This window comes from Acetobacter estunensis (assembly GCF_011516945.1).
In the GTDB taxonomy this organism is placed as follows: Bacteria; Pseudomonadota; Alphaproteobacteria; order Acetobacterales; family Acetobacteraceae; genus Acetobacter; species Acetobacter estunensis.
Genome location: NZ_WOTH01000015.1, coordinates 25,117 through 47,865, shown reverse-complemented (window position 1 = coordinate 47,865; position 22,749 = coordinate 25,117). Strand labels below are relative to the sequence as shown.

23 protein-coding genes are annotated in these 22,749 nt (G+C 61.6%); 10 read left to right on the top strand and 13 right to left on the bottom strand.

Annotated elements, in window-relative coordinates; all coding sequences use genetic code 11:
• Window positions 1-37: 37 nt before the first annotated feature.
• Together GOB87_RS08925 and GOB87_RS08920 are read left to right on the top strand one after the other, a co-directional pair.
• Entirely contained in the window at window positions 38-1,033 is a 996-nt protein-coding gene (locus tag GOB87_RS08925) for an ELM1/GtrOC1 family putative glycosyltransferase (RefSeq protein ID WP_166315424.1), read from the top strand.
• Between the two features lie 123 nt (window positions 1,034-1,156).
• Complete coding sequence (locus GOB87_RS08920; RefSeq protein ID WP_166315421.1) at window positions 1,157-2,140, top strand: glycosyltransferase; 984 nt, start codon at window positions 1,157-1,159, stop codon at window positions 2,138-2,140.
• Here the strand turns inward: GOB87_RS08920 and GOB87_RS08915 are convergent.
• Together GOB87_RS08915 and GOB87_RS08910 are read right to left on the bottom strand one after the other, a co-directional pair.
• Window positions 2,075-3,457 carry a lipopolysaccharide biosynthesis protein gene (locus tag GOB87_RS08915; protein WP_166315418.1) on the bottom strand — a complete coding sequence of 461 codons (1,383 nt, stop codon included), beginning with the start codon at window positions 3,455-3,457 and terminating at the stop codon, window positions 2,075-2,077. The genes GOB87_RS08920 and GOB87_RS08915 overlap by 66 nt on opposite strands.
• Window positions 3,458-3,622: 165 nt before the next feature.
• Window positions 3,623-5,044, bottom strand: coding sequence for an FAD-binding oxidoreductase (locus GOB87_RS08910; RefSeq protein WP_166315415.1), 1,422 nt, complete (start codon window positions 5,042-5,044; stop codon window positions 3,623-3,625).
• 269 nt (window positions 5,045-5,313) lie between these two features.
• On the opposite strand from GOB87_RS08910, the gene aspS reads away from it, so the two are divergent.
• Window positions 5,314-7,128: an aspartate--tRNA ligase gene (gene aspS / locus GOB87_RS08905; RefSeq protein WP_166315413.1), complete on the top strand. Its 1,815-nt coding sequence runs from the start codon at window positions 5,314-5,316 to the stop codon at window positions 7,126-7,128.
• A gap of 5 nt (window positions 7,129-7,133) precedes the next feature.
• Here the strand turns inward: aspS and GOB87_RS08900 are convergent, their stop codons facing one another.
• Window positions 7,134-8,921 carry a Na+/H+ antiporter gene (locus tag GOB87_RS08900; RefSeq protein WP_166315410.1) on the bottom strand — a complete coding sequence of 596 codons (1,788 nt, stop codon included), beginning with the start codon at window positions 8,919-8,921 and terminating at the stop codon, window positions 7,134-7,136.
• A 302-nt stretch (window positions 8,922-9,223) separates the two neighbouring features.
• Here GOB87_RS08900 and GOB87_RS08895 point away from each other — a divergent pair, with 302 nt between their 5' ends.
• Window positions 9,224-9,391 (top strand): hypothetical protein, encoded by a 168-nt coding sequence (locus GOB87_RS08895; protein WP_166315407.1) that lies wholly within the window; start codon window positions 9,224-9,226, stop codon window positions 9,389-9,391.
• Entirely contained in the window at window positions 9,388-10,320 is a 933-nt protein-coding gene (locus GOB87_RS08890) for a DnaJ C-terminal domain-containing protein (RefSeq protein WP_166315404.1), read from the top strand. The genes GOB87_RS08895 and GOB87_RS08890 overlap by 4 nt, the downstream gene beginning before the upstream one ends.
• Before the next feature lie 52 nt (window positions 10,321-10,372).
• Here the strand turns inward: GOB87_RS08890 and GOB87_RS08885 are convergent, their stop codons facing one another.
• The 4 genes from GOB87_RS08885 to GOB87_RS08870 all read right to left on the bottom strand — a co-directional run bounded on the left by GOB87_RS08885 (window position 10,373) and on the right by GOB87_RS08870 (window position 13,083).
• Window positions 10,373-11,095, bottom strand: coding sequence for a nucleoside/nucleotide kinase family protein (locus GOB87_RS08885; protein WP_194303286.1), 723 nt, complete (start codon window positions 11,093-11,095; stop codon window positions 10,373-10,375).
• Between the two features lie 2 nt (window positions 11,096-11,097).
• Window positions 11,098-11,814 (bottom strand): nucleoside/nucleotide kinase family protein, encoded by a 717-nt coding sequence (locus GOB87_RS08880; protein WP_166315401.1) that lies wholly within the window; start codon window positions 11,812-11,814, stop codon window positions 11,098-11,100.
• Between the two features lie 145 nt (window positions 11,815-11,959).
• Complete coding sequence (locus GOB87_RS08875) at window positions 11,960-12,700, bottom strand: hypothetical protein (RefSeq protein ID WP_166315398.1); 741 nt, start codon at window positions 12,698-12,700, stop codon at window positions 11,960-11,962.
• Window positions 12,701-12,825: 125 nt separating this feature from the next.
• A complete protein-coding gene (locus tag GOB87_RS08870; protein ID WP_166315395.1) occupies window positions 12,826-13,083 on the bottom strand; it encodes a DUF2312 domain-containing protein in 258 nt (85 codons plus the stop codon).
• A gap of 201 nt (window positions 13,084-13,284) precedes the next feature.
• Here GOB87_RS08870 and zwf point away from each other — a divergent pair, with 201 nt between their 5' ends.
• The 4 genes from zwf (at window position 13,285) to GOB87_RS08850 (ending at window position 16,348) form a co-directional block, all read left to right on the top strand.
• The gene (gene zwf, locus GOB87_RS08865; protein ID WP_166315494.1) at window positions 13,285-14,781 is read left to right on the top strand and encodes a glucose-6-phosphate dehydrogenase; all 1,497 of its coding nucleotides are present in this window, start codon (window positions 13,285-13,287) and stop codon (window positions 14,779-14,781) included.
• Window positions 14,778-15,236 (top strand): hypothetical protein, encoded by a 459-nt coding sequence (locus GOB87_RS08860; protein ID WP_166315392.1) that lies wholly within the window; start codon window positions 14,778-14,780, stop codon window positions 15,234-15,236. Before zwf ends, GOB87_RS08860 begins: the two co-directional genes overlap by 4 nt.
• A 96-nt stretch (window positions 15,237-15,332) precedes the next feature.
• Window positions 15,333-15,731: a hypothetical protein gene (locus tag GOB87_RS08855; protein ID WP_166315389.1), complete on the top strand. Its 399-nt coding sequence runs from the start codon at window positions 15,333-15,335 to the stop codon at window positions 15,729-15,731.
• Between the two features lie 8 nt (window positions 15,732-15,739).
• On the top strand, window positions 15,740-16,348 hold the full coding sequence (locus tag GOB87_RS08850) for a histidine phosphatase family protein (protein ID WP_166315386.1): 609 nt from the start codon (window positions 15,740-15,742) through the stop codon (window positions 16,346-16,348).
• Here the strand turns inward: GOB87_RS08850 and cobS are convergent.
• Entirely contained in the window at window positions 16,263-17,039 is a 777-nt protein-coding gene (cobS, locus tag GOB87_RS08845; protein ID WP_338421431.1) for an adenosylcobinamide-GDP ribazoletransferase, read from the bottom strand. The genes GOB87_RS08850 and cobS overlap by 86 nt on opposite strands.
• Entirely contained in the window at window positions 17,039-18,055 is a 1,017-nt protein-coding gene (gene cobT, locus GOB87_RS08840; RefSeq protein ID WP_166315383.1) for a nicotinate-nucleotide--dimethylbenzimidazole phosphoribosyltransferase, read from the bottom strand. The genes cobS and cobT overlap by 1 nt, the downstream gene beginning before the upstream one ends.
• A gap of 36 nt (window positions 18,056-18,091) precedes the next feature.
• Between cobT and cobU the strand changes: the two genes are divergently transcribed.
• Entirely contained in the window at window positions 18,092-18,598 is a 507-nt protein-coding gene (gene cobU, locus GOB87_RS08835; protein ID WP_166315380.1) for a bifunctional adenosylcobinamide kinase/adenosylcobinamide-phosphate guanylyltransferase, read from the top strand.
• Window positions 18,599-18,602: 4 nt separating this feature from the next.
• Here the strand turns inward: cobU and GOB87_RS08830 are convergent, their stop codons facing one another.
• The 4 genes from GOB87_RS08830 to GOB87_RS08815 are packed head-to-tail and all read right to left on the bottom strand — an operon-like array spanning window position 18,603 to window position 22,740.
• Window positions 18,603-18,998 (bottom strand): DUF3293 domain-containing protein, encoded by a 396-nt coding sequence (locus GOB87_RS08830; RefSeq protein ID WP_166315377.1) that lies wholly within the window; start codon window positions 18,996-18,998, stop codon window positions 18,603-18,605.
• Entirely contained in the window at window positions 18,995-20,170 is a 1,176-nt protein-coding gene (gene rodA, locus GOB87_RS08825; RefSeq protein ID WP_166315374.1) for a rod shape-determining protein RodA, read from the bottom strand. The genes GOB87_RS08830 and rodA overlap by 4 nt, the downstream gene beginning before the upstream one ends.
• Before the next feature lie 43 nt (window positions 20,171-20,213).
• On the bottom strand, window positions 20,214-22,130 hold the full coding sequence (gene mrdA, locus GOB87_RS08820) for a penicillin-binding protein 2 (RefSeq protein ID WP_166315489.1): 1,917 nt from the start codon (window positions 22,128-22,130) through the stop codon (window positions 20,214-20,216).
• Window positions 22,131-22,173: 43 nt separating this feature from the next.
• On the bottom strand, window positions 22,174-22,740 hold the full coding sequence (locus tag GOB87_RS08815) for a rod shape-determining protein MreD (protein WP_166315371.1): 567 nt from the start codon (window positions 22,738-22,740) through the stop codon (window positions 22,174-22,176).
• Window positions 22,741-22,749: the final 9 nt, after the last annotated feature.

The window sequence follows — 22,749 nt, the reverse complement described above, 5'->3', positions numbered from 1 at the left end:
TAATTCCTTGTTATCTCACTCTGATTTTTCTTCCGGCATGACGCATTCTGGACATGCTGCCCTGTCGGATCGGGGAAAGAGGCCATTCCTGTGCATTGTCGATACAGGGCGAAAGGGAGAGACGAGGCAGTGTGAAGCCTTGGCGCATGCCTGTGGCGTGCCGTGGGCGTTTGTGGGGCCGGAGAGTGTGCCTGCCGTTGAGCCGACGGCTATTTTGTCCTTCGGTCGCGCCCTGAAAGCTGCTTGCCGTATCAAGGATGTTTTTGGCGGCAGACCAGCGATTGTCCAACTCGGTCGCCCGCGTCTCATGGCTCCTCATCGGCTGGATCTGATCATACTGATGCCGCAAGATGATTTCCCTTCAGGCCCGAATGTTGTCCGTCTGTCCCTGCCATTGAATGGCGCGGATATGACAGAGGGGATCGTCTTCCCCCGAGAGCCGCGCGAAGACGGCGTGGTTTCTGTCCTTCTCGGTGGTCCGACACGGCATTTTTTCTTTGAAGACAACGATATTTCTATTCTTCTGAACCGAGCGCACAGACTTGCAATGGCTAACGGAGAGCGGTTGCATGTGGTGCCCGGACCGCGCACCCCTCAAAATATTCAGGGATATCTTGAGCGGCGCTACGAAAAGACGCCGGACGTTATTCAGCGTTGCCCGTTATCCGATATCCTTGCCCGCAGTTCCCGTCTTGTCGTGACAGCGGACAGCGCCTCTCTTGTGGCGGATGCGTGGCGGAGCGGGTGCCCTACATGGCTTTACCCCCTCAAACCGCGTCTTCCTCCGGTGCAACGACTGAAAATGATGGCGGATCGCCTTTCGCCGGAAGTGCGTCATTCCCTGATCCGTCGCGGCTGGCTGGCAGGGGGAACGGATTTCCTGAGATGGTATCGGACGATTGTGCATAGAGGCTGGATACGCCCATTGACGAAGCAGGGGCTATCGAGACCGACATGGCGGATGACACATGCGGTCCACGACCGGGATTTGGCCGTGTGTCGGGATAGGGTGCTCCGTATTCTGGCTGAATAGGGTGCAGCCGGATGTGTGGGTTCCACGACGACGACTGAGTGAGCGGACGCGTTTGGACAGCATCTTTCCTTGCGCTGGAAACAGGTCCACGGTCAGCAGGACTGACAGGAGAACGATGGGCTGATGTCTCATCCTGAGGAAATCGCCACCTGTGTGGTGACAGTAACCTATGGCGAGCGCGTGCCGCTGTTGGCTCGTGTGTTGCGAGCGGCTTTCCAATGCGGGGCGCGCTATGCCGTGGTGGTGGACAACGGGACGCCCGCGACTTCAAAAAAAGCTTTGGTTGACCTGCAAAATGAACTGGGCCGGGAAGCGATGGAGATTATCGCACTCCCTCGCAATGAGGGGTCGGCGGGCGGGTTTCACGCGGGATTGCGCAGAGTGGCACAGTTACGCGACATGCGCTTTGTGTGGGTTCTCGATGACGATAACCTGCCGGAAGAAAACGCTCTTTCCGTATTGATGGACAGATGGACCCAGCTTGGCGCGCATGAGACGGACGCCATGATGTGTTTTCGAAAGGAAAAGCGGGCCTACCGCAAGGTGTTGGTCCGAAAAACGCTGCATTGGGTCGAACCGGATGCGTTTTTCGATTTTAATCTTGCGCATCTGTGGAATGGCGGGAAGCGCCGGGCGCACATTGAAAAAGGCTGCATCGAGTTGGGTGTGGCCGCTTACGGCGGCCTATGGTTTGCGCGGGCATGGCTGGATCGGATTGCCCTGCCGCCGGAACGTTTTCATCTCTATTTCGACGATTATGCTTTTTCCCGCCAGATTCCCGAACATGGCGGTCGTATATGGCTGTGTCCGGACAGTCGTCTCAATGATATCGACATATCGTGGCAGGTAAACCGCGATGAAATCCACCCATGGCTGGAGCCGACCACGGAAGAGCGCCGCATCTTCTGCACGATCCGCAATCGTCTGTGGCTGGAACGCCCGGTGGTGCGTTCACGGAGCCTCCATATGGTGAACATGGCGCTCTATCTGGGTGTGAAGGTGATCGGCGCCAATCTCGGTGCCATGGCACGGCGTTTCCGTTCAGCCCCTGTCTTTGTCCGCCGCTTTCGCCTTATCGGACGGGCTATCCGCGCCGGGTTGTCCTGACTCGGCCTGTTTCTTGAAAACGCGAACCTTTCTGGCGAACCGACGCGTCCCAACCAGACAGGTGAAGAAGATCGCAATGCTGGCAGCAGCCGTGGCGAGGCATGCGCCCGCTAGGTGAAAGCGCAGTGTGAGGAAATAGACCGCCGGGAAATAAAGCAATGTCACCAGAATGCGTGAGCGGACCAGAAGTTTAAGGTGTCCTCCCACAATCAGAAGGGGCTCGAGCGGGACGATCAGCAGGCTGAAGATCGCGGCCAGCAGCATGATCGTGATGTAGAAGGATGTGTGCGGCACATGCACGTCGAGCATGTAGCGGAAGATCTTCGAGCCGACCGTGCCTGTCAGGAACAGCAGTAGGGCTGAGAGCGCTGTCAGGATGGCGAAGATACGGAGCGTGACTTTTTTCAGGCCGTCCCAGTCCTGCCGGTCACGCATCTTGACCAGTTCAGGGTAAAGCACGGGCGAAATGAGCTGGGCAGGCGTGACAATCCCTGAAGCAATCTGACGGCAGACGCGAAAAACCGCGGCTTCCGCCGGTCCCAACCCCTTGCCGACAAGCAATGTTGCGATTGGCGCGGAGGCGTTGCCGAGTGTCTGGTTGGCGCTGACGGCGCGCGTGAAGGACCACATCCCATCACCGGCCCATCGCCAGTTACGGAACGCACGAAGATAGTGAAATCCGATCCGTTTTTTCAGGATGGACAGCGCCACGCGGCTGTAAAAGGCATGATCGAACAGGATGGATGCCGCCCAGATGAGGAGGAACCATCCCAGTGACAGGTGCAGCGCATAAGCGAGCAGAACGCCGATCATCTTACCCAACGCCGTCAGCCCTTCGGTGATGGGCACATAGTGAAAGCGGCCGGCCATGCGCAGCACGCCTTGCGCCCAGCCCGTGTACATGAACGGTGCGACACATGCGTAAAGCGTGGCCAGCAGGCGTGTGTGAGGCGTCCAGTGGGCCATACCAGCATAGATCTGCACGGCAACAAGACTGAACACGAGAGCTGCGCCGGCCGACATTGTGTCGAGCCGTACACAGAAGGAGGTGACGCGGTTCAGCCGGTCGGCATCCTTGTTGAAAAAGGCATCGCTGCCGAAGCGGATGAGGGTTTGCCACGTTTGCAGGCGCGAAAGCGTCGAGCCCGTCATGGCCAGCGAGTGGATGAGGATCAGCAGTCCGAAATCGGCAAGCCCCAGCGCCCGCACGGCAAAGGCCGTGTGAACGAAGCTGCATAGGGCGCTGAGGATGCGCCCCACCGTCAGCAGGCTGACATTACGGAAGATGGAGCGGAAGACGGAGGAATTCCCGGACATGCAGGCTTTCAGGTCACTGGAAATCTCTGGGCGGGAACCCCGTCATGGAATATCGAGGGAACGCCTGCGCACAATGTCGTCTGCTGTTGCGCGCCGGGCGGACAGTGTCAAGGCGCAAGACCGTTCACCAGCCATTGCCGCGTGCTGTGACGGAGACCGTCCGTTTCAGGGACACGTTCCTTTTTCCTGTGGAATCAGCTTACCGGGATTGAGGATGTTCAGCGGGTCCATCGCTTTCTTTATCGTCCGCATCACGTTCAGGGCGCCCGCGCCATGCTCGGTTTCCAGAAACTCCAGTTTGCCAAGTCCGACACCATGTTCGCCGCTGCATGAGCCATCCAGCGCCAGCGCGCGCGCCACGATCTTGCGGTCAAGGTCCAGAAGTCTTTTGCGACCCTCAGATGTGTTCTCTGTGAGAATGAGCGTGTGAAAATTGCCGTCGCCCACATGGCCCACCATGGCGGCGCGCAGTCCTGATTCCCGAATGTCGTGACGCACGCCGTCAATCAGTTCCGCCAGACGGGAGATCGGCACGATGCAGTCGGTCGAGATGACGAGTGCCGTGGGTTCAATGGCGCGCGCGGCCCAGTAGGCATTGTGACGCGCCTTCCACAACCGCGTGCGCTCTTCCGGCGTATCCGCCCAGTCGAAGCCAAGGCCACCGTTTTCGCGGGCGAGGCTTTCGGTCGCTTCCACCTGCTCGCGCACGGCGGCTGGGCCTCCCGTGAACTCGAAAAACAGGGTCGGCAATGGGCGCAGTTCATCCAGATGGGAATACGCGATGCAGGCGGCCATCTGCACTTCATCGGCCAGTTCCACACGGGCGACAGGGATGCCGTATTGGATCACCTCGACCGCCGTGCGCACGGCTTCGTCCACGGTTTCGAACTGGCACACCGCTGCCGCGACAGCTTCGGGCAGACCGTAGAGCCGCAGTTGCGCTTCCGTGATGACGCCCAGTGTGCCTTCGGAGCCGATGAACAGGGAGGTCAGGTCATACCCCGTGGAGGATTTGCGCACGCGGCCGCCGGTACGGATAATTTCGCCGCTGGCCAGCACCACGGTCAGCCCCAGCACGTTTTCCTTCATGGTGCCGTATTTCACCGCCGCCGTGCCGGAGGCGCGGGTGGCGCACATGCCGCCCAGCGTAGCTTCTCCGCCCGGATCGACAGGGAAAAACAGACCGGAATCCCGGATGCGGCTGTTCAACTCCTGCCGTGTGAGACCCGCCTGCACACGGCAGTCGAGATCCTCGGGGTTGAACTGCACGATGTCCGTCATGCGCGACAGATCGAGGCTGATGGCGTGTTCCGGTGGGGTGACGTGCCCTTCGACGGATGTGCCGGCACCAAACGCCACCACGGGAACATGATGCACGTGGCACAGGGACAGCACACGGGAGACATCGTCGGTGCTCTGGGCGAACACGACGGCTTCGGGAAGCTGTGCGGCATCCATCGCCTCACCATGGCTGTGTTCTTCCCGCACGGAGGTAACGGTGCTCACCTGCTGGGGGAGTGTCTTGCGCAGGGCGCTCAGCACCTGTTCGACACGGGCGGCGGGAGAGGCAATGGAAGCGTCGGGCATCGCGGACAATCCGGTGAGAAAAGTGGGACAGATCGATGCCTCTCTTATCGGCCACGAACGCATGAGGCCATTGAGGTCGCAACGAGGCTGCCATCACATGTGGCAATGAATGGGGAGCGAGGGTATCTTCACGCTCTGGAAAGGCGTTCCGGGCTTGACAGGACGGGCCGTGGGCGGCTTCCTCCGACCCCTGATTTCCACCACGTACCGGCAAGCGGGAACGACCGCGAACCGCGTGCGCCCCGCTTTCATCCGGACAGGACGACATCATGCATCCGTATCGCACCCATAGCTGCGCCGCCCTTCGGGCCGAAGACGCCGGGAAAACCGTGCGCCTGTCCGGTTGGGTTCACAGCAAGCGCGATCACGGCGGCCTGCTGTTCATCGATCTGCGCGATCAGGACGGTCTGACACAGATCGTCATTCCCGCTGGCTCTCCGTTCCTTGAACTGGCCGAGAACACGCGCGTCGAAAGCGTTGTCACCATCACGGGCGAAGTGGTGCTGCGCGAGCCGTCCACGCGCAACCCGAACCTGCCCACGGGCGACATCGAGCTTCAGGTCAAGGAGTTCACGGTCCAGTCCGAGGCTGCCGTGCTGCCGTTTCAGGTGGCAGGCAACGAGCATTACGGTGAGGAACTGCGGCTGAAATACCGCTACCTCGATCTGCGCCGCGAGAAGATCCACAACAACATCCTGCTGCGTTCCAAGATCATCGCCAGTCTGCGCCGTCGCATGATCGAGCAGGGCTTCACCGAGTTCCAGACGCCGATCCTCACGGCGTCCTCACCCGAAGGTGCGCGTGACTTCCTCGTGCCGTCACGCCTGCATCCGGGCAAGTTCTACGCGCTGCCGCAGGCGCCGCAGCAGTTCAAGCAGTTGGCCATGGTTGCGGGCTTTGACCGCTACTTCCAGATCGCGCCGTGCTTCCGTGACGAAGCTGCCCGTGCGGACCGCAGCCCCGGCGAGTTCTATCAGCTCGATTTCGAGATGGCGTTCGCCACGCAGGAAGAAGTCTTCGCCACGCTGGAACCGGTCATGGAAGGCGTGTTCCGTGAGTTCGGCAATGGCCGCACCGTGACACCCGCGCCGTTCCCCCGCATCCCATATGCCGAGGCGATGGCGGTTTACGGCTCCGACAAGCCCGACCTGCGTAACCCGCTCAAGATTGCCAACGTGACGGAGCAGTTCGCAGGATCGTCCTTTGGTCTGTTCGCCAAGATCGCGGCCGGTGGGGGCGAGATCCGTGCCATCCCGGCACCCGGTGCCGGCCCCAAGCCGCGCGGCTTCTTCGACAAGCTCAACGCCTGGGCGCGTGAGAACGGTGCCGGTGGTCTGGGCTACATCCAGTTCGATGAGGAGGGCGGCAAGGGGCCGATCGCCAAGAACCTCGAAGCCGATCGTGTGAAGGCCATTCAGGACAAGCTTGGTCTAAAAGCTGGTGACGCCGTGTTCTTCGCCGCCGGCAAGGGCGATGAGGTGGCGAAGTTCTCCGGTCTTGTGCGGACGAAAATCGCAACCGAGTTGGAACTGATCGAGGAAGGTGAGTTCCGCTTCTGCTGGATTGTCGATTTCCCGATGTATGAGATGAATGAGGAAAGCGGGCAGATCGACTTCTCCCACAACCCGTTCTCCATGCCTCAGGGTGGTCTTGAGGCGCTGAATACGCAGAACCCGCTGGAGATCAAGGCGTACCAGTACGACATCGTCTGTAACGGCATTGAACTGTCTTCCGGCGCGATCCGTAATCATCTTCCGGGCGTGATGATCCGCGCCTTCGAGATCGCGGGCTATCCGGCTAGTGTAGTGGAAGAGCAGTTCGGCGGTATGCTCAATGCGTTCCGCTTCGGTGCGCCGCCGCATGGTGGCGCTGCGCCGGGCGTGGACCGTATGGTCATGCTGCTGGCCGATGAACCGAACATCCGCGAGGTGATCCTCTTCCCGCTCAATCAGCAGGGCGAGGATCTGATGATGGGCGCTCCGTCCACGGTCGAGGCATCACGGCTGAAGGAGCTGTCGCTGGCACTGGCTCTTCCAAAGCCGAAGCCAGCGGTCGTCAAGAAGACCGAAGAGCCCAAGGGCTGAGTTCATCAGGACGAGGCGGCCTTTCCGGTCGCCTTTTCTTTTTCCACTGGTGCTTTTTCCGTTGGCGGTGGGGGCGGAAGCAGGGAGACATCGTCTTCCTCGTCTTCGACATCCTCGGGTGGTGACAGATCGACCGCAGCGGTTCCGGGGCGCGGCAGATCGGCCGCTTCCATCAGAAGTTCCTGCTCCTGAAAATCAAGCTGCCGCCCGATGGTGCGCTCCGTCACGTCGTTGATGGAGTTGTCGTTCAGCAGGGAATTCAGCACGCGACGTTGAAGCCGCAGAATACGCAGGCGCAGGGCGATTTCCTCGCGCTTGTTCTTTACGCTGGCCATGCGGCTGCCATCGGGGTCGGCCGCTGTGGTGTCGAGGCGACGCAGACGGTCCGTATATTCCGCCATAAGCAGGGTGACGGCATCGTTGCCGCGTGCGGCATTGGGTGGCCTGCGTGCCTGCTCGGCCTGCAGGGCGGCAATGGCCGAGCGGGTGAGGGCGATGCGTGTTTCGTTCAGTTCATGCTGGGCAGGAGTCTCGCCTTCCTGCTGGGGCAGAAGGCGTAGCACGCTGGGAAGCAGAAAGGTCGCCATCAGCAGCGACACCACGATGACGCCTGTTGCCAGAACGACAAGAACGGTGCGTCCCGGAAATTCGTGTTCAGGAGGGAGCGAGACAATGGCGGCCAGCGTCACCGCGCCGCGTGTCCCGGCGAGGGTCAGCACAAGCACACCGCGCCATGACGGCATGGCCTGCGCCCTGTGCGTGAAACGGCCGATGAAATGAAGGATCGTGGCGTTGGCCGTGATCCAGACGGCGCGCAGCACGCATAACGCGGCCTGAAGCCCCAGAATGGTCAGCAGAAGCAGCCATGGTGACAGCCCTTCGGACTTCACGATGTCCACCGCTTCGCCAATCTGCTGGGGAAGCTGAAGCCCGAGCACGACGAACACCAGTCCGTTGAGCGTGAACCCGACTTCCTCCCATGTCATCGACGCTCTGAGGCGTGTCTCGATCCGTGTCTCGCTCATGACGCCCGAGATACGGATGGTGATGCCACCCGCGACGGCGGCGAGAATGCCTGAACATTCTATCTCTTCCGCGGCGAGATAGATGAGATAAGGCATCATCAGCGACATCAGGATGTGGCTTGGCGCATCGTCGTAACCGCGACGGATGAAACGCAGTTCGATCTGGGCGAACAGCCATCCCAATGTGATGCCGACAATCAGTCCGCCTACTGCGACATAAACGAAGTTGCTCGATGCCGCCTTGAGCGAGAAAAGCCCCGTCGTGGCCGCCGCCACGGCCACCCGGAAACACACGAGACCCGAGGCGTCGTTGAGAAGCGCTTCTCCCGTGAGGATCTGCACGATACGGGCGGGAGCCTGCGACGTGGCGAGGATGCTGCCCACCGAAACAGCGTCCGTGGGCGAGAGGGCGCCAGCAAGGGCCATGCCGGCGGCAGGGGTTATGGCGGGCATGATCCAGTGGGCGGCGTAACCGCCGCCGATCGTACTGAAGACGACAAGACCGATGGCCAGCGAGAGAATGATCGTTCGCAGTTCACCGAACTCGCGCAGCGGAATGCTGTAGGCATCCATGAACAGCAGGGGAGGAATGAGCAGAAGCAGAAAAAGCTCGGAGGAGAGCGGCAGATGAAAGCCCAGCAGGCTGGCGATCATCCCGGCTGCGATCTGGATCAGGGGAAGCGGGACAATACGTGGGAGCACGCGGCCCACGATGGCGCTCAGGGCCGTCATGGTGAGCAGCGTCATGGCAATGAGAGTGGGATACATCGGGTCTCGCAGCACGGGTGACCGTGCGGTTGGGCAGAGTTGTGCGGTTGTTCTCAATGGACAGGAAAGCGTTTGCAGACCAGCCCCTTGATGGTTTGTCAGGCTCTCCCATTGACCCCGCAAGGGGGCGTTCCCATTATTTTCATTAAGAGATTGTAGTGACAGCGGCGCGTTGCGTGAGCAGCCGTTACCTGTGTTCTGCGATTGACGGTCGGTTTGGAGACCTGTGCGGGTTTTCCCTGCCGGCAGAGAATGAAATTTCGCGGTGAGACACACCGCGCAGGTGGGGAGCGCAGGGGCACATGGCACAGGAAGGTCCGGCGGCACAGTTTCTCAGACCACGGCTGGAAGCGCTTGTGGCTGAGGCGTCGAAAAATGGCATTACGCCGGATGTGAGTGTGGCCGTCCTGCTCGATCTGCTTGATACGGAAAGCTTTGGCGTGACAACGCCAGAAGGAGGAGACGAGTGAGCGCAGGCGATCCATACAAGGTACTGGGAGTCGCGCGAACCGCGAGTCAGGACGAAATCCGCAAGGCCTATCGCAAGCTGGCGCGAAAGTACCATCCCGACCTCAACCCCGATAACAAGGAGGCGGAGGAAAAGTTCAAGGCGATCGGAATCGCCAACGATCTTCTCTCTGATGAGGCCAAACGTGCGCGGTTCGATCGCGGCGAGATCGATGAGAACGGGCAGGAACGTGCGCCGCCGGGTTACGGAGCGCATGGCGGCTATCAGGACTTTGGCGAAGGTGGGTTCCAGCACGCGGGCGGAGCGCAGGGTTTTTCCCCAGAAGATCTGAGCGATCTGTTCGGCGGCATGTTTGGCAATCGGGGCGGTGGAGGACGCCGGTCGGCTGGGCCGCGAGCGGGACAGGACCGGACCTATAATCTGACCGTGTCCTTTCTTGATTCGGTGCAGGGCACGACATCACGGGTCTCGCTTCCCGGTGGCGCCACGCTGGATGTAAAAATCCCGCCCGGGATTGAGAATGGACAGGTTCTGAGGCTGCGCGGCAAAGGCGGTGCGGGCGTTCAGGGTGGTCCGCCGGGTGATGCGCTGATTACCATCACCGTGACACCGGACGCGCGTTACACGCGGGAAGGTCAGGATCTGCGGCAGCGTCTGCCAGTGGATCTGCGCACGGCTGTTCTTGGTGGCCCGATTACCGTGCCGACGCCTTCGGGCGCGGTGAAAATGAACGTGCCGGCCAACTCGGACACGGGCACGGTTCTGCGCCTGCGTGGACGCGGGGTGAAGGAGCACGGCAAGCATCCTGCGGGCAACCTGTATGTCACGCTGGAAGTGCATGTGGGCAAGGCCGATGACGCGCTGCGCGAATTCTTGCGCACGCACGGCGAGGCAACCGCAAAAGGGGATGCCGGAAAGGAAGAAGTCTGAGAAAAACCGTTGGCGGCCGAGGCTTTGGGGTCTCGGCCACCCGCAACAGACTTCAGGACATTGCAGGCTTGGCCAGAAGGATGGGCTTGCACAGGCGGATCACTTCATCGCGTACCACCGGATAGGACGGACGCGCATCGACCGTGACGGTGCGTGCGCCGCCGAATGTCAGCTTTAATGTGGCAGCGGCCTTCTTTTTCAGGGCGGCTAGGTCATGGTCTGGCTTGCGGCTGAGGGCGATCTCCGGATCGACATCCAGCTTGATCACCAGATCCGGCTTTACAGCCGCCATTTTCCTGTAAAGACGCAATTCGCTCCGCGCGAGAAACGCCACGAACCGACTGCCGGGGCGTGCGGCGGACAGGCCGGGGCCGTCGTAGAATCCCGCCATCTCTGTCTGGGGATACCGATCCGTGATGACGGCAATGCCAAGCTTGCGGGCCTGCTGCATCTGGAGAAACCGGCGATAGCGCAGCAGTGAAAAAACGTACACCACAAGCGCTGTCAGCGGACCGGGAATCTTTTCGCCGGGTGAGCGTGTTTTCTTCGCCTTGCGGGTGAGGCGATCTTCCAGAACGGGACCGATCAGGGGCAACTTGCCGATGCGCCGGCCGAGGTCACCGCTGCCAAGTCCCAGATAACAGGTGCGGGCCGGGCGATACTGATTCAGGCGTTCCGCCAGTTCATTCGCAAGGGTCGATTTTCCCGTTCCGTCACAGCCGATGAGCGCGATCAGAGGGCCGATTGCCGGGGCAGGCGAAGACGAGCCGCTCATGCTCAACATGCTACAGGTGTCTCTGCGGAGCGCGCGTCATACTGATGGAACACGCTCTCGATCCCGGCCTTGGCCTGAGCCAGCACAGTGTCCAGTGGCTGGGTGGCGTCGATATCCAGTATGGGCGCGCCATTGAAACTGAGCTTCGGAACGTCTGAGACCTTGCGTTCAAGGGATTCCACGCGGTGATCGGGTTTGCGCTTGATGGCCGTTTCCAGATCGACGTTCAGCCGGATCACAAGGTCGGGCACATAACTGGCCATCCAGCCATAGAGACCGAATTCCACCATGGCCAGCGCCTGCACGATAGCGCTGTTGCGTTTTGAACAAGTAAGCGACGGGCCATCCATCGGTCCCGGCACGGCGGTCTGCGGATAGCGATCCGTCAGAATGCAGAGTCCCTGCCGATGCAATCGCAGCATGCGGCGGAAACGGATGACCCGCCGCATGGACAGTGCGAATATTACGACGGCCTGCGGAAAATGGATTTCCTTTTCCTTGCGTGCCTTGCGCGTGGTGTGCAGCACGCGGCGGTCCATTTTTTGTCCAATGAGCGGCAGCTTTGCGATGGCGCGTCCCCAGTTGCCCGTCTGTTTGCCCAGATGACACATCTCAGTAGGGCGGCTTTCACGCATCCAGGCCAGAAGTTCTGTGCCGACCGTGGTTTTGCCACTCCCATCCGAACCGACGAGAGCGATAATGGGACTGGAAACGGACATGAAGTCAGGATGTCTCCTTAGTGGTGACGCATTGACCGGACCTCCAGCCAACGGTCATGAAACTGTAATCTGTTACTGGATGGGGACAGGTGTGACTACCGCGCATAGGGAAAGGCGGCTGCGCATTTCTGATGCTGGTGTGCGCTTACGCGGGATCCTGTTCGTTGCGACGTGATGGCCAGCGCAGGACGGGTTCGGTCCGGCCATCGTCCGCCGTCTCGTTTTCCTGTCGAGGAGCGGGACGGCGGGGTTCGGGACGAGGCTCCGTTTCATGCCATGGCATGCGCCCGAGCGGCGTGCGGAGGCCGATCAGCGGCTCTTCTGCCGACATTCTCGGCTCATGCGGGCGCGTGACGCGGGGTTCATAAGCGTCGGACACTCGGGGAACGGGACTGGTGGCTGGTGAAGGGGCTGCTCGTTGCGTGGGTTGCGGTGTTTCTGTGCGCGAGAATGCCTGCTCCGAATAGTCTTCAGAAGTCGCTTCATTACCCTTCGAAGAGGATGGCCCTTTCGTTTCCAGAATATCCGGTGGGAGAAGGGGAGAAGGCGCCATTCCGGCCGTACGGGTGCGGGGAGCCGCAGGACGGAATTCCGGGTCTGCGGGCGCGGGAGCCGAAGGTGGAGGCACCCATTCTTCCCGGCGTGGTGCGACAGCGGCTTCACGGTTCTTAGCGGAGGTTTCCGGCACGAGAGAGCCAACTCGCATGGCGATCACGCGCAGATCCGCACGCACGTCCTCAAGCTGCAGTTCGATTTCCGCCAACCGCCCTTTCACACCGAAAACGGCAAAAGGCATGAGCAGGAAAGCGATTGCGAGGACTGCAGCAAGTCCCGCGAGGAGAACCAGCGCCCATATCGGCAGCCAGTCGGGAAGGACAATGGACATTATAGGACGAATGCTCCCCAATGACGGCTCGACACCCACGATTCACGGCTGTGAAGTCCGGCTCATGATGCCGGATGGCGCCGATCTCCCGCAACTGCCATTGGAGGAGACGCCATCCGGGCAGGCTACATGCCCAGTGCGCGACGATAGATGTCGAGCAGCGTTTCCTGTTCTTCCACCTCAGCTGGCTCCTGCTTGCGGAGCTTGATGATCTGGCGGATCACCTTCACGTCGAAACCGGCGGATTTCGCCTCAGTGAAGATATCCTTGATATCGCCCGCGAGCGCCTTGCGTTCTTCTTCAAGGCGTTCGACGCGCTCGATGATGCTGCGCAGACGGTCTGCCGCAATGCCGCCAACGGCGGGATCATCCTCTTGAGACATCACGTCTTCCTCCTCGGGAGTTTGTCTGTTTGCCGGCATTAAGGCCGATGCGAAGGCGCGGGATTATCCTGTCAGAACCCTTGCGGTCAAATGAATGCGGCCATCCCCTCCCAGCTTTCTGTCTGGTCAAGGGAGGCGGAGTGTCATACCTGATCGGCGTTCAGGGAGGCGGGAGCGATGATCGACACCACGACCAACGGCATGACGACCGGTTCCACACGGGATGATTCCAGCGTGCAGTCCCCCGTAGCAGCATTCGATTTTGTCATTGTGGGCGCCACGGGCGACCTGACGATGCGCAAGCTGTTGCCCGCTTTTTTCGAGCAGTTCTGTCGCGGGCGTATCGCGGTCGGCACGAAGATCATCGGCGCGGCCCGTTCCGATCTGACCGACGAGGCTTATCGGCAGCGCGCGAAAGAGGGACTGCAACAGTTCGCCGCTTCGGCAAAGAGCGCCCCCGATAAAATCGAGGCGTTCCTGCCGTTTCTGCACTACGTCTCTCTCGACATGTCCGACCGCCATGCGGACTGGACCCGGCTGACATCGCTTCTCGATCAGGATGAGGGGCGGTCGCGCGTCTTTTACGTCGCAACGGCCCCGCGTCTGTATGTGCCGACAGCGGAAGCCATCGCGCATAACGGCCTCATCACGGACACAACCCGTCTCGTGCTGGAGAAACCGATCGGCACGGATCTGACCAGTGCGGATGCGATCAATGACGGCGTGGGAAAGCATTTCCGCGAGGAGCAGGTTTTCCGGATCGACCATTATCTGGGCAAGCAGACGGTGCAGAACATCCTCGCCTTGCGTTTTGCCAATCCCGTGCTGGAACGTATCTGGGACGCCGATTCGATTGCCTGCGTCCAGATTACGGCGGCCGAGACGGTAGGAGTGGGCAAGCGCGGTCCTTATTACGACACGGCGGGCGCTTTACGGGACATGGTGCAGAACCACCTGCTTCAGGTGCTCTGTCTTGTCGCCATGGAGCCGCCAACGGCGCTTTCGGCCACCGATCTTCGCGATGAGAAGCTCAAGATTTTGCGCGCTCTCAAACCCATGACGTCCGAAGGCGTCGCGCGGGACACGATACGTGGGCAATATGTTGCAGCGGCGGCGAATGGCGAACAGATCCCGGGTTATCTGGAGGATCTGGGGACGCCGGCCAGTCACACGGAAACCTGGTTGGCTCTGCGGACGGAAATCCGCACGCCCCGTTGGGCGGGCGTCCCGTTCTATATTCGCACGGGCAAGCGGATGGCACGCAAGGAAACCGAAATCGTCATCCAGTTCCGTCCGCAACCTTGGCCGGTTTTTCAGGACACGCCCGAGCCCGGATTTTTGATTTTGCGCATCCAGCCCGATGAAGGTGTTTCCCTGTCGCTCTCGTCCAAGGATCCCACCGCTCCGGGCTTCCGCCTGCGTGAGACGCAGCTTGATGTCTCATATCCTCAGGCCTTCGGCGTTCGCTATCCGGACTCCTATGAAGATCTGCTGATGGCGGCTGTTGCGGGCGATCAGGTGCTCTTCATTCGCCGTGACGAGGTAACGGCTGCGTGGCAATGGGTGGAACCCATTCTCAAAGGATGGGCAGAGGATGTGCGCCCGATGGAAACCTATGCCGCCGGGACGCAGGGGCCGGCATCCTCGGATGCCCTGTTGGCACGGGATGGGTTTGCATGGAAGGAATCGGCGGTATGACGGACGACAACACCAGTGGCCCACGTCGTTTTGGCAGCGGCCCCTTCAAGGGACGCTCGCTCAAGCAGCACATTGCCCGGCGTCTTGTGCTGGTCCTTCCATTGACTGTGCTGATGATCGTGCTGGCCAAGACTGGCGCATTGGATCGGATGCTGGATCGTTACACCTTCAAGCCCATGAGCTGGTTCGACAACAACGCGCTCGTCCAGCATCTGCGTGTGACGGTCACCCATAACGGCATGACGGGCGACCGGGCCGACTGCCTTCTGTTTATCGTCAATGGCGACACGCCTCCGCAAGCGACCCTGATCGACGTGATGGAAAAACATTCCGGCTCATGTCCGGTGCCCGATGGTTCGCTGCCCAAGCTCTTTACCCTGCGGGTGGATCGTCCAGCCCAGCGGGTGGAAACCGATCAGGGAAGTCCGGGCCTTTTTCATCCCATTCCACAGTAGGAACGCAGAGCCGGTTCGCATGGGTGGGTCTGGACGTGGCACGAGGTGTCCGGCACACCATGCGGGACTTGTCTGACACCCATGAAGGATCTCTCCATGCGCGCACGTCTTTCCGCTCTTGCTCTTGTGGCTGCGACCTGCGCGCCACTTCTTCCTGCCGCGGCGCAGGCCGCACCTGTGGCGGAAGAGAAGATCCCCGAACGCCCCGCCAGCTTTTTGTCCGGAAAATGGACATCGATGGGCAATGAGATAACGATCATGGCCAATCGCGCCGCCGGTCCGGCCAGCCGTATCATGATCGAACTGCCGCACATGCTTCAGAAGTCTGGAACGGCCCGCTTCACGCTTGCGCACAAGAGCGGCAATCTGTGGGTGGGTCAGGACGATCATCATGCGACTCTCACGTTCGAGCTGAAGTCCGACAATTTCGCTGAACTGACCATGACGGGCGACAAGCCGGACCATCACTTCGAAATGCCGTTCTCGCGCTTCTGAGGCGGAAAGTGGGGCAGGGACCGTTCTGCGTTCTTGCCCGCCATCCGGCCGTCCGCGTGGCCGCCGGAACGTGCTACGGGCAGACCGATGTGCCGCTGGCCGAAGGCTGGGAATCGTTCGCCGCCCGCCTTGCCGGGGAACTGGCTGTAACGGGTGCGCAGAGGATGTTTGTCTCCCCGCTGACACGGTGTCGCCTGCCTGCGGAATGGATCGCGGCACAGGGCATTGTGAGGGTCTTTCCCGATGACCGGCTGATGGAGCTGGATTTCGGAGAGTGGGAGGGACAGCCGTGGTCCCTTGTTCCCCGTGAGAAGCTGGATGAATGGGCCGGAGACCTTGCGGGTTTCACCCCCCCGGGTGGTGAGAGCGGCAACAGCCTGATCGCGCGGGTGACGGAGTTCTGGCGTGAACGTCTCCCAGACGGACCCATCGCCATCCTTTCGCATGGCGGTCCATTGCGGGTTCTGACGGCTCTTGCCCAAGGACAGAAACCCGACCTGACACAGCCGGCGCCTCCCTTGGGAGATATCGTCACCTTTGGGCGTATGTCGCCACAAGCACCAGCAATACAGCCAGTTCCGACAGAACCGCCGTCGCGCCCAGAAGATCGCCGGTAAATCCGCCCATGGCGCGTAATGCGATGCGCCGGACAACAAGCGTTGCTCCCATGCTGGCCAGAAGGCTCATGACCATGACGCGGCCGGGCAACAGACAAGCGGTGAGAAGCAGGAGCGTCAGCAGAGCCAGTCTGAGCGGACCGACCGGAAGCGGAAGAAGCGCTGCCGCCAAGCCGTCCTGCCGTGCCGCTGGCGTCCAGCCCGCGATTATGAGCACGGAAGCGCGGGCGCATGCCCCTGCCACCGCAAGACAGGCAAGCAGATGTGTGGACGGAAGAGCGGCGATGCAGCCAGTCCGCAAGGTGAGCGCCATGATGAGAGCGGCGGCACCATAGGAACCGATACGGCTGTCACGCATGATCTCCAGACGACGTGCGAGCGTGCGCCCCGCCGCCAGCCCATCGGCGCTGTCTGCCAGTCCGTCCTCATGCAAAGCCCCGGTGACGACAAGCTGCACGCTCACGGCGAGGAGCGCTGAGACGAGCGGGGGAAGTCCCGCCATCAGCGCCATTTGCATGATGAGCGCCGTCAGAGCACCGATTCCGGCACCGACAAGGGGCCACAGGCGGATCGAACGCCTCAGATCGACAGGCCCGGCCCAGCGTTCCAGCCAACTCAGTGGCAGTCGGGTGAACAGTCCCAGCGAGGCGAGAAGATCGGCGGCAAGGGCGCGCATGGCTTCGCGTGCCACTAATTGCCGATACCGGCGTCGGTAAAGGTGTGCATTCCGTTGTGACAGGCAATCGCTGCTCGCAGAAGGGGCACGACCAGCGCGGCTCCCGATCCTTCTCCCAGCCGCAATCCGAAATCGAGCAGTGCCTTCTGGCCCAGCTTTGCCGTCAGGCGCGCATGTCCCGGCTCGGCTGAATTGTGGCCGATGCGACAATGAGCAAGCCCCTCCGCGTGCAATGCGTAAAGGGGAGCCACGGCCGCCGTGCTGACGTAACCGTCCAGCATGACCGGAATGTTCAGGCTGCGGGCGGCGATCACGGCCCCTAGCATGGCGGCCATTTCATGCCCGCCGAGACACTGTGCCACCGCCAGGGGATCATCCAGCACGGCGCGGTGCGTGTTCAGGCCGTCATTGATGACGTCGATCTTGCGGACCATTGAAGCATCGTCGCTGCCGGCTCCCGGTCCGGCCCATTCGCGCCCGGTGCCGCCAAACAGACCAGCGGCCAGAGCGGCCGCGACAGTGGTGTTGCCGATGCCCATTTCGCCCACGCACAGCAGATCGCTTTTGGGATCGACCGCAGCGGCACCTGTATTCACGCAGTGCAGAAACGTGGCCTCATCCATTGCGGGAGCCTGTGTGAAATCGGCAGTCGGTTGGAGATTTTCCATTTCCACGATGGAGAGGCTGGCACCAGCGCATGCGGAAAGCTGGTTGATGGCGGCCCCACCATTGTGGAAATTACGCACCATGAGCGTCGTCACTTCGGGCGGCCACGCGGATACACCGCGTGCGACAATGCCATGGTTTCCGGCAAAGACGACACATTGCACGCGCTCGAGCGTCGGCGTCGGGCGGCGTTGCCAGCCCCCCAACCAGCGTGTCAGTTCTTCCAGACGGCCCAGACTGCCGGGCGGTTTGGTAAGTGTCGCGTCCCGTGCGGTAATCCGTTCGATGACGGCCATGTCCGCATGGGAGGGAGTGAGGCAGGCGCTGCGGAGGGCGGAGATGTCAGAAAATGTGATGGCGGTCATGGGGTATTTCCATGCCGTTTTCGGAGAGGGAGAGCAATGATCGAACTTGTGCTTGGTGGCGCTCGCTCGGGCAAAAGCCGCCACGCGGAATCGGTCATCCGTTCTTGTCCGGGGCCATGGACCTACATCGCCACGGGCCGCGCATGGGACGAGGAGATGGCCGAGCGCATTGCTCTGCATCGGGCCGACCGCGGAGACGGCTGGGTAACGGTGGAAGAGCCGGTGGATCTGCCGGGTGCACTGGAGAAAGCGGAGGGGCAGCCCGTTCTGGTGGATTGCCTCACTCTCTGGCTGACCAATCTTCTGCTGGAAAACCATGACATCGCAACGGCCACGGACGCGCTCATGCAGATCATGGAACGGCGCATGGCGCCACTGGTGCTGGTGGGTAACGAGGTCGGGCTGGGAATCGTGCCGGAGAACGCGCTGGCGCGGCGGTTTCGTGACGAGGCAGGGCGGCTGCATCAGCGCGTGGCGGCAAAGGCGGACCGGGTTGTGCTGTGCGTGGCGGGAATCCCGATGACGATCCGCCGGGACGCCTGAAGTTTCAGGGGGTGTGTGGACTGACGGGTACAAGCCGGGCAGGCCTGTCGGGCGCAGCGACGACCACGGCGTTCTGTCGGAACAGCCGCGCCAGTCTGAGGGCTCGCGCAAGAGGCAGTGCGGCGGCGATCATGGGTTCGCACCATTGGCCCAGTCGTCCATCGCCGATGAAAAATGCGACATGGCGCAGACGGTGACGCAGACGTTGGGTCATGCGGGTATTCCACGCATCCGGGTAGCGTCGTCCACCGGGATTGGCGGCGCCAAGGAAGATGAATGTATGGCCTTTCAGACCGGGTGTACGTTGCCCGATCCTCACTTCCAGCGGACCCGCGCGGTAGATGGTCAGCCGATAGGCGCGAAGCAGGGCTGGTGTGAGAGGCCGGATACGGGCGGTCATGCGTCCTCGTCCGTCTCCTCGCCATAGCGGGAATTGCGGTGCACCCACACCGACATCAGCAGGCCGAACCCGATCATGACGTTGAGCATGGCGGACCCGCCATAGGACACGAGTGGCAGCGGTACGCCGCCGACCGGGATCGCCCCCATGACCATGGAGAGGTTTACAAGACAATAGAGAAAGAAATTGACCGATATACCCAGCGCAAGAAGCCGCCCGAAGCGGTTGCGGCTCCGGATGGCCATCATCATGCCGCCGAGAATAAGCACCAGCAGCAATCCAATGACGGCCACGCCTCCGGCATAGCCCCACTCTTCGGCGATGGTGGTGAAAATGAAGTCGGTCTGTTTTTCGGGCAGGAAGTTGAGCTGTCCTTGCGTGCCGTGCAGGTAGCCCTGTCCCCACATGCCGCCCGAACCCAGCGCGATCTTGGACTGGATGATATTGTAGCCTGCGCCGAGAGGGTCGTTCTCGGGGTGGAGGAAGGTGGTGATGCGGGCTTTCTGGTAGTCGTGCAGATGGGCGTAGGCCAGTTTCAGCAGGAACGGCACGGGAACTGCCAGAAGCACGATCTGCCACAGCCGCATCCCGGCGGCGAAGAACATGGACGCGCCGATGCCGCCGATGATGACCGCCGTGCCGAGATTGGGTTCCTTGAGAACCAGTCCGACAGGAATCAGCACCAGTATGGCGGGGACGATCAGCCGCAGCGGGTTCCCCATTTTCGCGTAAGGCACACGCGCGAACCACGTGGCGAGCATGAGCGCCAACGCCACCTTGGCGTATTCGGAAGGCTGCACCTGCGTGCCCGCGAGCATGATCCAGCGTTCAGCGCCTTTGCCCACGTGCCCCATGCGCAGCACGGCCACGAGCAGAACGATGGACATTCCATAGAGGGGGATGGCCAGCTTGGTGAGAATGCGCGGCGGCAGCATGGCCAGCGTGATCATCGTCACCATCCCGAACCCGAAGCGCATGGCCTGCGGTCCCGCGAACGGACGGGCGGAGCCGCCGCCTGCGGAATACAGGGCGACATACCCCACCCCCGCCAGCGCGCAGATGAGCAACACGTAAAGCCAACTGACCTGCCAGAGTTTGGAGAAGATGCGAAAGCTCGGCTCGGCGCGCAGGAGGCGTTTGCGAAAGCGTCCTGCCGGGGCGGGCGTGGTCAAGGCGGTCCTCCCGAGGATGGAACTCGTGGTGCGGATGAAGGGATTAGTCTGCGTTCGCCACAGTCTGTCCCGGTGCCGTCTTGTGGTTGACGGGATCGCGCAGGAGCGTGTCGGTCATGATGTCGCGGGCCAAAGGTGCGGCGACTTCAGCGCCCGCGTTGCCATGCTCGATCACCACGGAGACCGCATAGCGCGGGTCATCGTAGGGCGCAAAGCAGATGAACAGGGCGTGCGGACGATATTCCCACGGCAGGTTGGCAGAATTGAAGTGGCCGCTTTCACGCATGGCCCGTGACACACGCCGGACCTGTGCGGAACCGGTCTTGCCCGCCATCGTGATGCCGGGAAGGTTGAGCCGCGCCTTGGGAGCGGTGCCGTGCTGTTCGTTGACCACGGCGTACATGCCTTCGCGCACGGCTTTGAGCATGTGAGGATTGAGGTCCATCTCCGGCCAGTGCTGCGGGTCGATCTGCGCACCGATCTCTCCGTTCACGGCTCGCACAAGATGAGGCTGCACCGCCCGGCCTGTGGCGATACGGGAGGTATAGGTAGCAAGCTGGAGCGGTGTGACCTGCACGAAGCCCTGTCCGATGCCGCTGACGATGGTGTCACCGCCGTTCCAGTGATGCTTGTGTTTTTGCCGCCATGCAGGGGTGGGGATCAGCCCCGCGCGTTGATGCGGCAGTTCGATGTCGAGTTTCGTGCCCAGCCCGAGCGCATGCGAAGTGTCCGCCAGCCGCTCCATACCGAGCCTGTGCGCGACTTCGTAAAAATACACGTCGCAGGAATATTTCAGTGCGAGATGAAGATCGACCGAGCCGTGTCCATGCTTTGCCCAGCAATGGAAACGCGCCCCTCCGAGGTCGTAGTGACCGGGACAGAAAAAACGGTCGGTGGGGGTGATGACCTCCGCTTTCAGGGCGGCCAGTGCCACGGCGGGCTTGAAGGTGGAGCCGGGCGGATAGACACCTGCCACGGTCTTGTCGATCAGCGGGGTGCGCTGGTCGGACGTCCACTCCGCCCACTGGGCGCGACTGACGCCACTGTCGAACAGGGACGGGTCGAAGGAGGGCGTGCTGCACATGGCCAGTACTTCGCCGTTGCGGCAGTCCATCACCACGGCGGAGGCCGCCATGTCGCCAATGCGGTTCTGTACCGCCTGATGCAGCCCTACGTCGAGCGTGAGCGCCAGTTCGTCGCCCGGTGTGCCGTCCTGCCGGTCCAACTCGCTCATCACACGCCCGACGGAGTTGACCTCCATCTGCACGGAACCGGCCTGTCCGCGCAGAAGCTGGTCCTGACTCTGCTCGATGCCTGCGCGTCCGACACGCATGCCGGGAAGCGCCAGCAGGGTGGATTTCGCCACGTCCTGTTCGTTGGGTGGCCCGACATATCCGACTGTGTGCGCCAGCAGCGGACCGAGGGGGTAGGAACGGGTGGTTCCGACATCGATCATGACGCCGGGGAGAGAAGGGGAGTTCAACTCGATCCGCGCCATCTCGTCCCATGAAAGGAACTCGCGCAGCATGACGGGCACGAATTTGCGCTTGTGTCGCAGTTCACGGGCGATACGTGTGCTGTCGCGCTCTTCCAGAGGGATGAAGGACGAGAAGCGCTCAATGGTGCCTTCGACGTCCGTGGTTTCTTCCGGCAGCAGCAGCGCGCGCCAGTTCGTACGATTGGCGGCGACCACTGTGCCGAAACGATCGGAAATCAGGCCGCGGGGCGGTGCGAGCAGCCGGGTGCTGGTGCGGTTGCGGTCGGCCAGTTTTGCGAAGTGATCGCCGCTGTTGATCTGGAGATCGTACAGGCGTCGTCCCAACTCACCCAACGCGGCTGTCTGCACGGCCATTATCAGAAGAGCACGACGGGTGAAGACGCCACGTCCGGAGTCTTTCTGCTCACGGATGGGCAGAAGCCTGCGAAGCCCGTCGCGCTTTTTCCGGCGAGGTTTCCACATCATGGAAACATCTCCCCGTGGCGGAAAGTCACGCTCCATTCCCTCATGACTGCGGTTCCGGGTTGGCGAGCCGATGATGCGCCCATGTCCCTGCGGCTGCCAGCAGGGGGTAGACGCCGATGGCGAGGAGGCATTCGAAGACGACGGGGGCAAGAGGCATGGGCCGGAAGGCCAAAAGCGAGATCAGGAACCACAGCAGCCAGCAGGCCGCCGACCCCAGCACGGCGAAGATACACCACATCCCGAGAAAGTTCAGGCGCATCAGGCCAAAGCGGGCATGCACGGCAATTCCATGCAGCAGCAGGAACACGAAGGCGTCCACACCGGGAGAGGCAAATCCCACGAGATCCATCAGAAGGCCAAGTCCGAACACGATCGGCGCGGACATGGAGGCCGGACGCCAGACGGACCAGAAAAAGACCGAGGCCATGACAAGGCCCGGCAACAGGGCTGTCGCCGCCGGGAAACCCGTTGGTGCGGCCAGCAGGACGATGACGAGCGCCGTAATGCCACCCGGCAAAAGACGCCGCGCCAACCGGTCCAGTCGCTGGGCCAATGCGACACTGGAATCCTGATTGCGATGCCACGATGAACCCGGATTGGCTGTCATGATCCGGAC

What these genes read in the sequence shown, in the direction of transcription:
- GOB87_RS08910 (WP_166315415.1), bottom strand. Translation starts at nt 5,044, where the DNA reads ATGCCCGACGCTTCCATTGCCTCTCCCGCCGCCCGTGTCGAACAGGTG.
- cobU (WP_166315380.1), top strand. Translation starts at nt 18,092, where the DNA reads ATGATCGAACTTGTGCTTGGTGGCGCTCGCTCGGGCAAAAGCCGCCAC.
- GOB87_RS08915 (WP_166315418.1), bottom strand. Translation starts at nt 3,457, where the DNA reads ATGTCCGGGAATTCCTCCGTCTTCCGCTCCATCTTCCGTAATGTCAGC.
- GOB87_RS08900 (WP_166315410.1), bottom strand. Translation starts at nt 8,921, where the DNA reads ATGTATCCCACTCTCATTGCCATGACGCTGCTCACCATGACGGCCCTG.
- GOB87_RS08870 (WP_166315395.1), bottom strand. Translation starts at nt 13,083, where the DNA reads ATGTCTCAAGAGGATGATCCCGCCGTTGGCGGCATTGCGGCAGACCGT.
- GOB87_RS08920 (WP_166315421.1), top strand. Translation starts at nt 1,157, where the DNA reads ATGTCTCATCCTGAGGAAATCGCCACCTGTGTGGTGACAGTAACCTAT.
- GOB87_RS08875 (WP_166315398.1), bottom strand. Translation starts at nt 12,700, where the DNA reads ATGTCCATTGTCCTTCCCGACTGGCTGCCGATATGGGCGCTGGTTCTC.
- mrdA (WP_166315489.1), bottom strand. Translation starts at nt 22,130, where the DNA reads ATGTGGAAACCTCGCCGGAAAAAGCGCGACGGGCTTCGCAGGCTTCTG.
- zwf (WP_166315494.1), top strand. Translation starts at nt 13,285, where the DNA reads ATGACGACCGGTTCCACACGGGATGATTCCAGCGTGCAGTCCCCCGTA.
- aspS (WP_166315413.1), top strand. Translation starts at nt 5,314, where the DNA reads ATGCATCCGTATCGCACCCATAGCTGCGCCGCCCTTCGGGCCGAAGAC.
- GOB87_RS08815 (WP_166315371.1), bottom strand. Translation starts at nt 22,740, where the DNA reads ATGACAGCCAATCCGGGTTCATCGTGGCATCGCAATCAGGATTCCAGT.
- GOB87_RS08830 (WP_166315377.1), bottom strand. Translation starts at nt 18,998, where the DNA reads ATGACCGCCCGTATCCGGCCTCTCACACCAGCCCTGCTTCGCGCCTAT.
- cobT (WP_166315383.1), bottom strand. Translation starts at nt 18,055, where the DNA reads ATGACCGCCATCACATTTTCTGACATCTCCGCCCTCCGCAGCGCCTGC.
- GOB87_RS08855 (WP_166315389.1), top strand. Translation starts at nt 15,333, where the DNA reads ATGCGCGCACGTCTTTCCGCTCTTGCTCTTGTGGCTGCGACCTGCGCG.
- GOB87_RS08925 (WP_166315424.1), top strand. Translation starts at nt 38, where the DNA reads ATGACGCATTCTGGACATGCTGCCCTGTCGGATCGGGGAAAGAGGCCA.
- GOB87_RS08895 (WP_166315407.1), top strand. Translation starts at nt 9,224, where the DNA reads ATGGCACAGGAAGGTCCGGCGGCACAGTTTCTCAGACCACGGCTGGAA.
- GOB87_RS08885 (WP_194303286.1), bottom strand. Translation starts at nt 11,095, where the DNA reads ATGAGCGGCTCGTCTTCGCCTGCCCCGGCAATCGGCCCTCTGATCGCG.
- GOB87_RS08860 (WP_166315392.1), top strand. Translation starts at nt 14,778, where the DNA reads ATGACGGACGACAACACCAGTGGCCCACGTCGTTTTGGCAGCGGCCCC.
- GOB87_RS08880 (WP_166315401.1), bottom strand. Translation starts at nt 11,814, where the DNA reads ATGTCCGTTTCCAGTCCCATTATCGCTCTCGTCGGTTCGGATGGGAGT.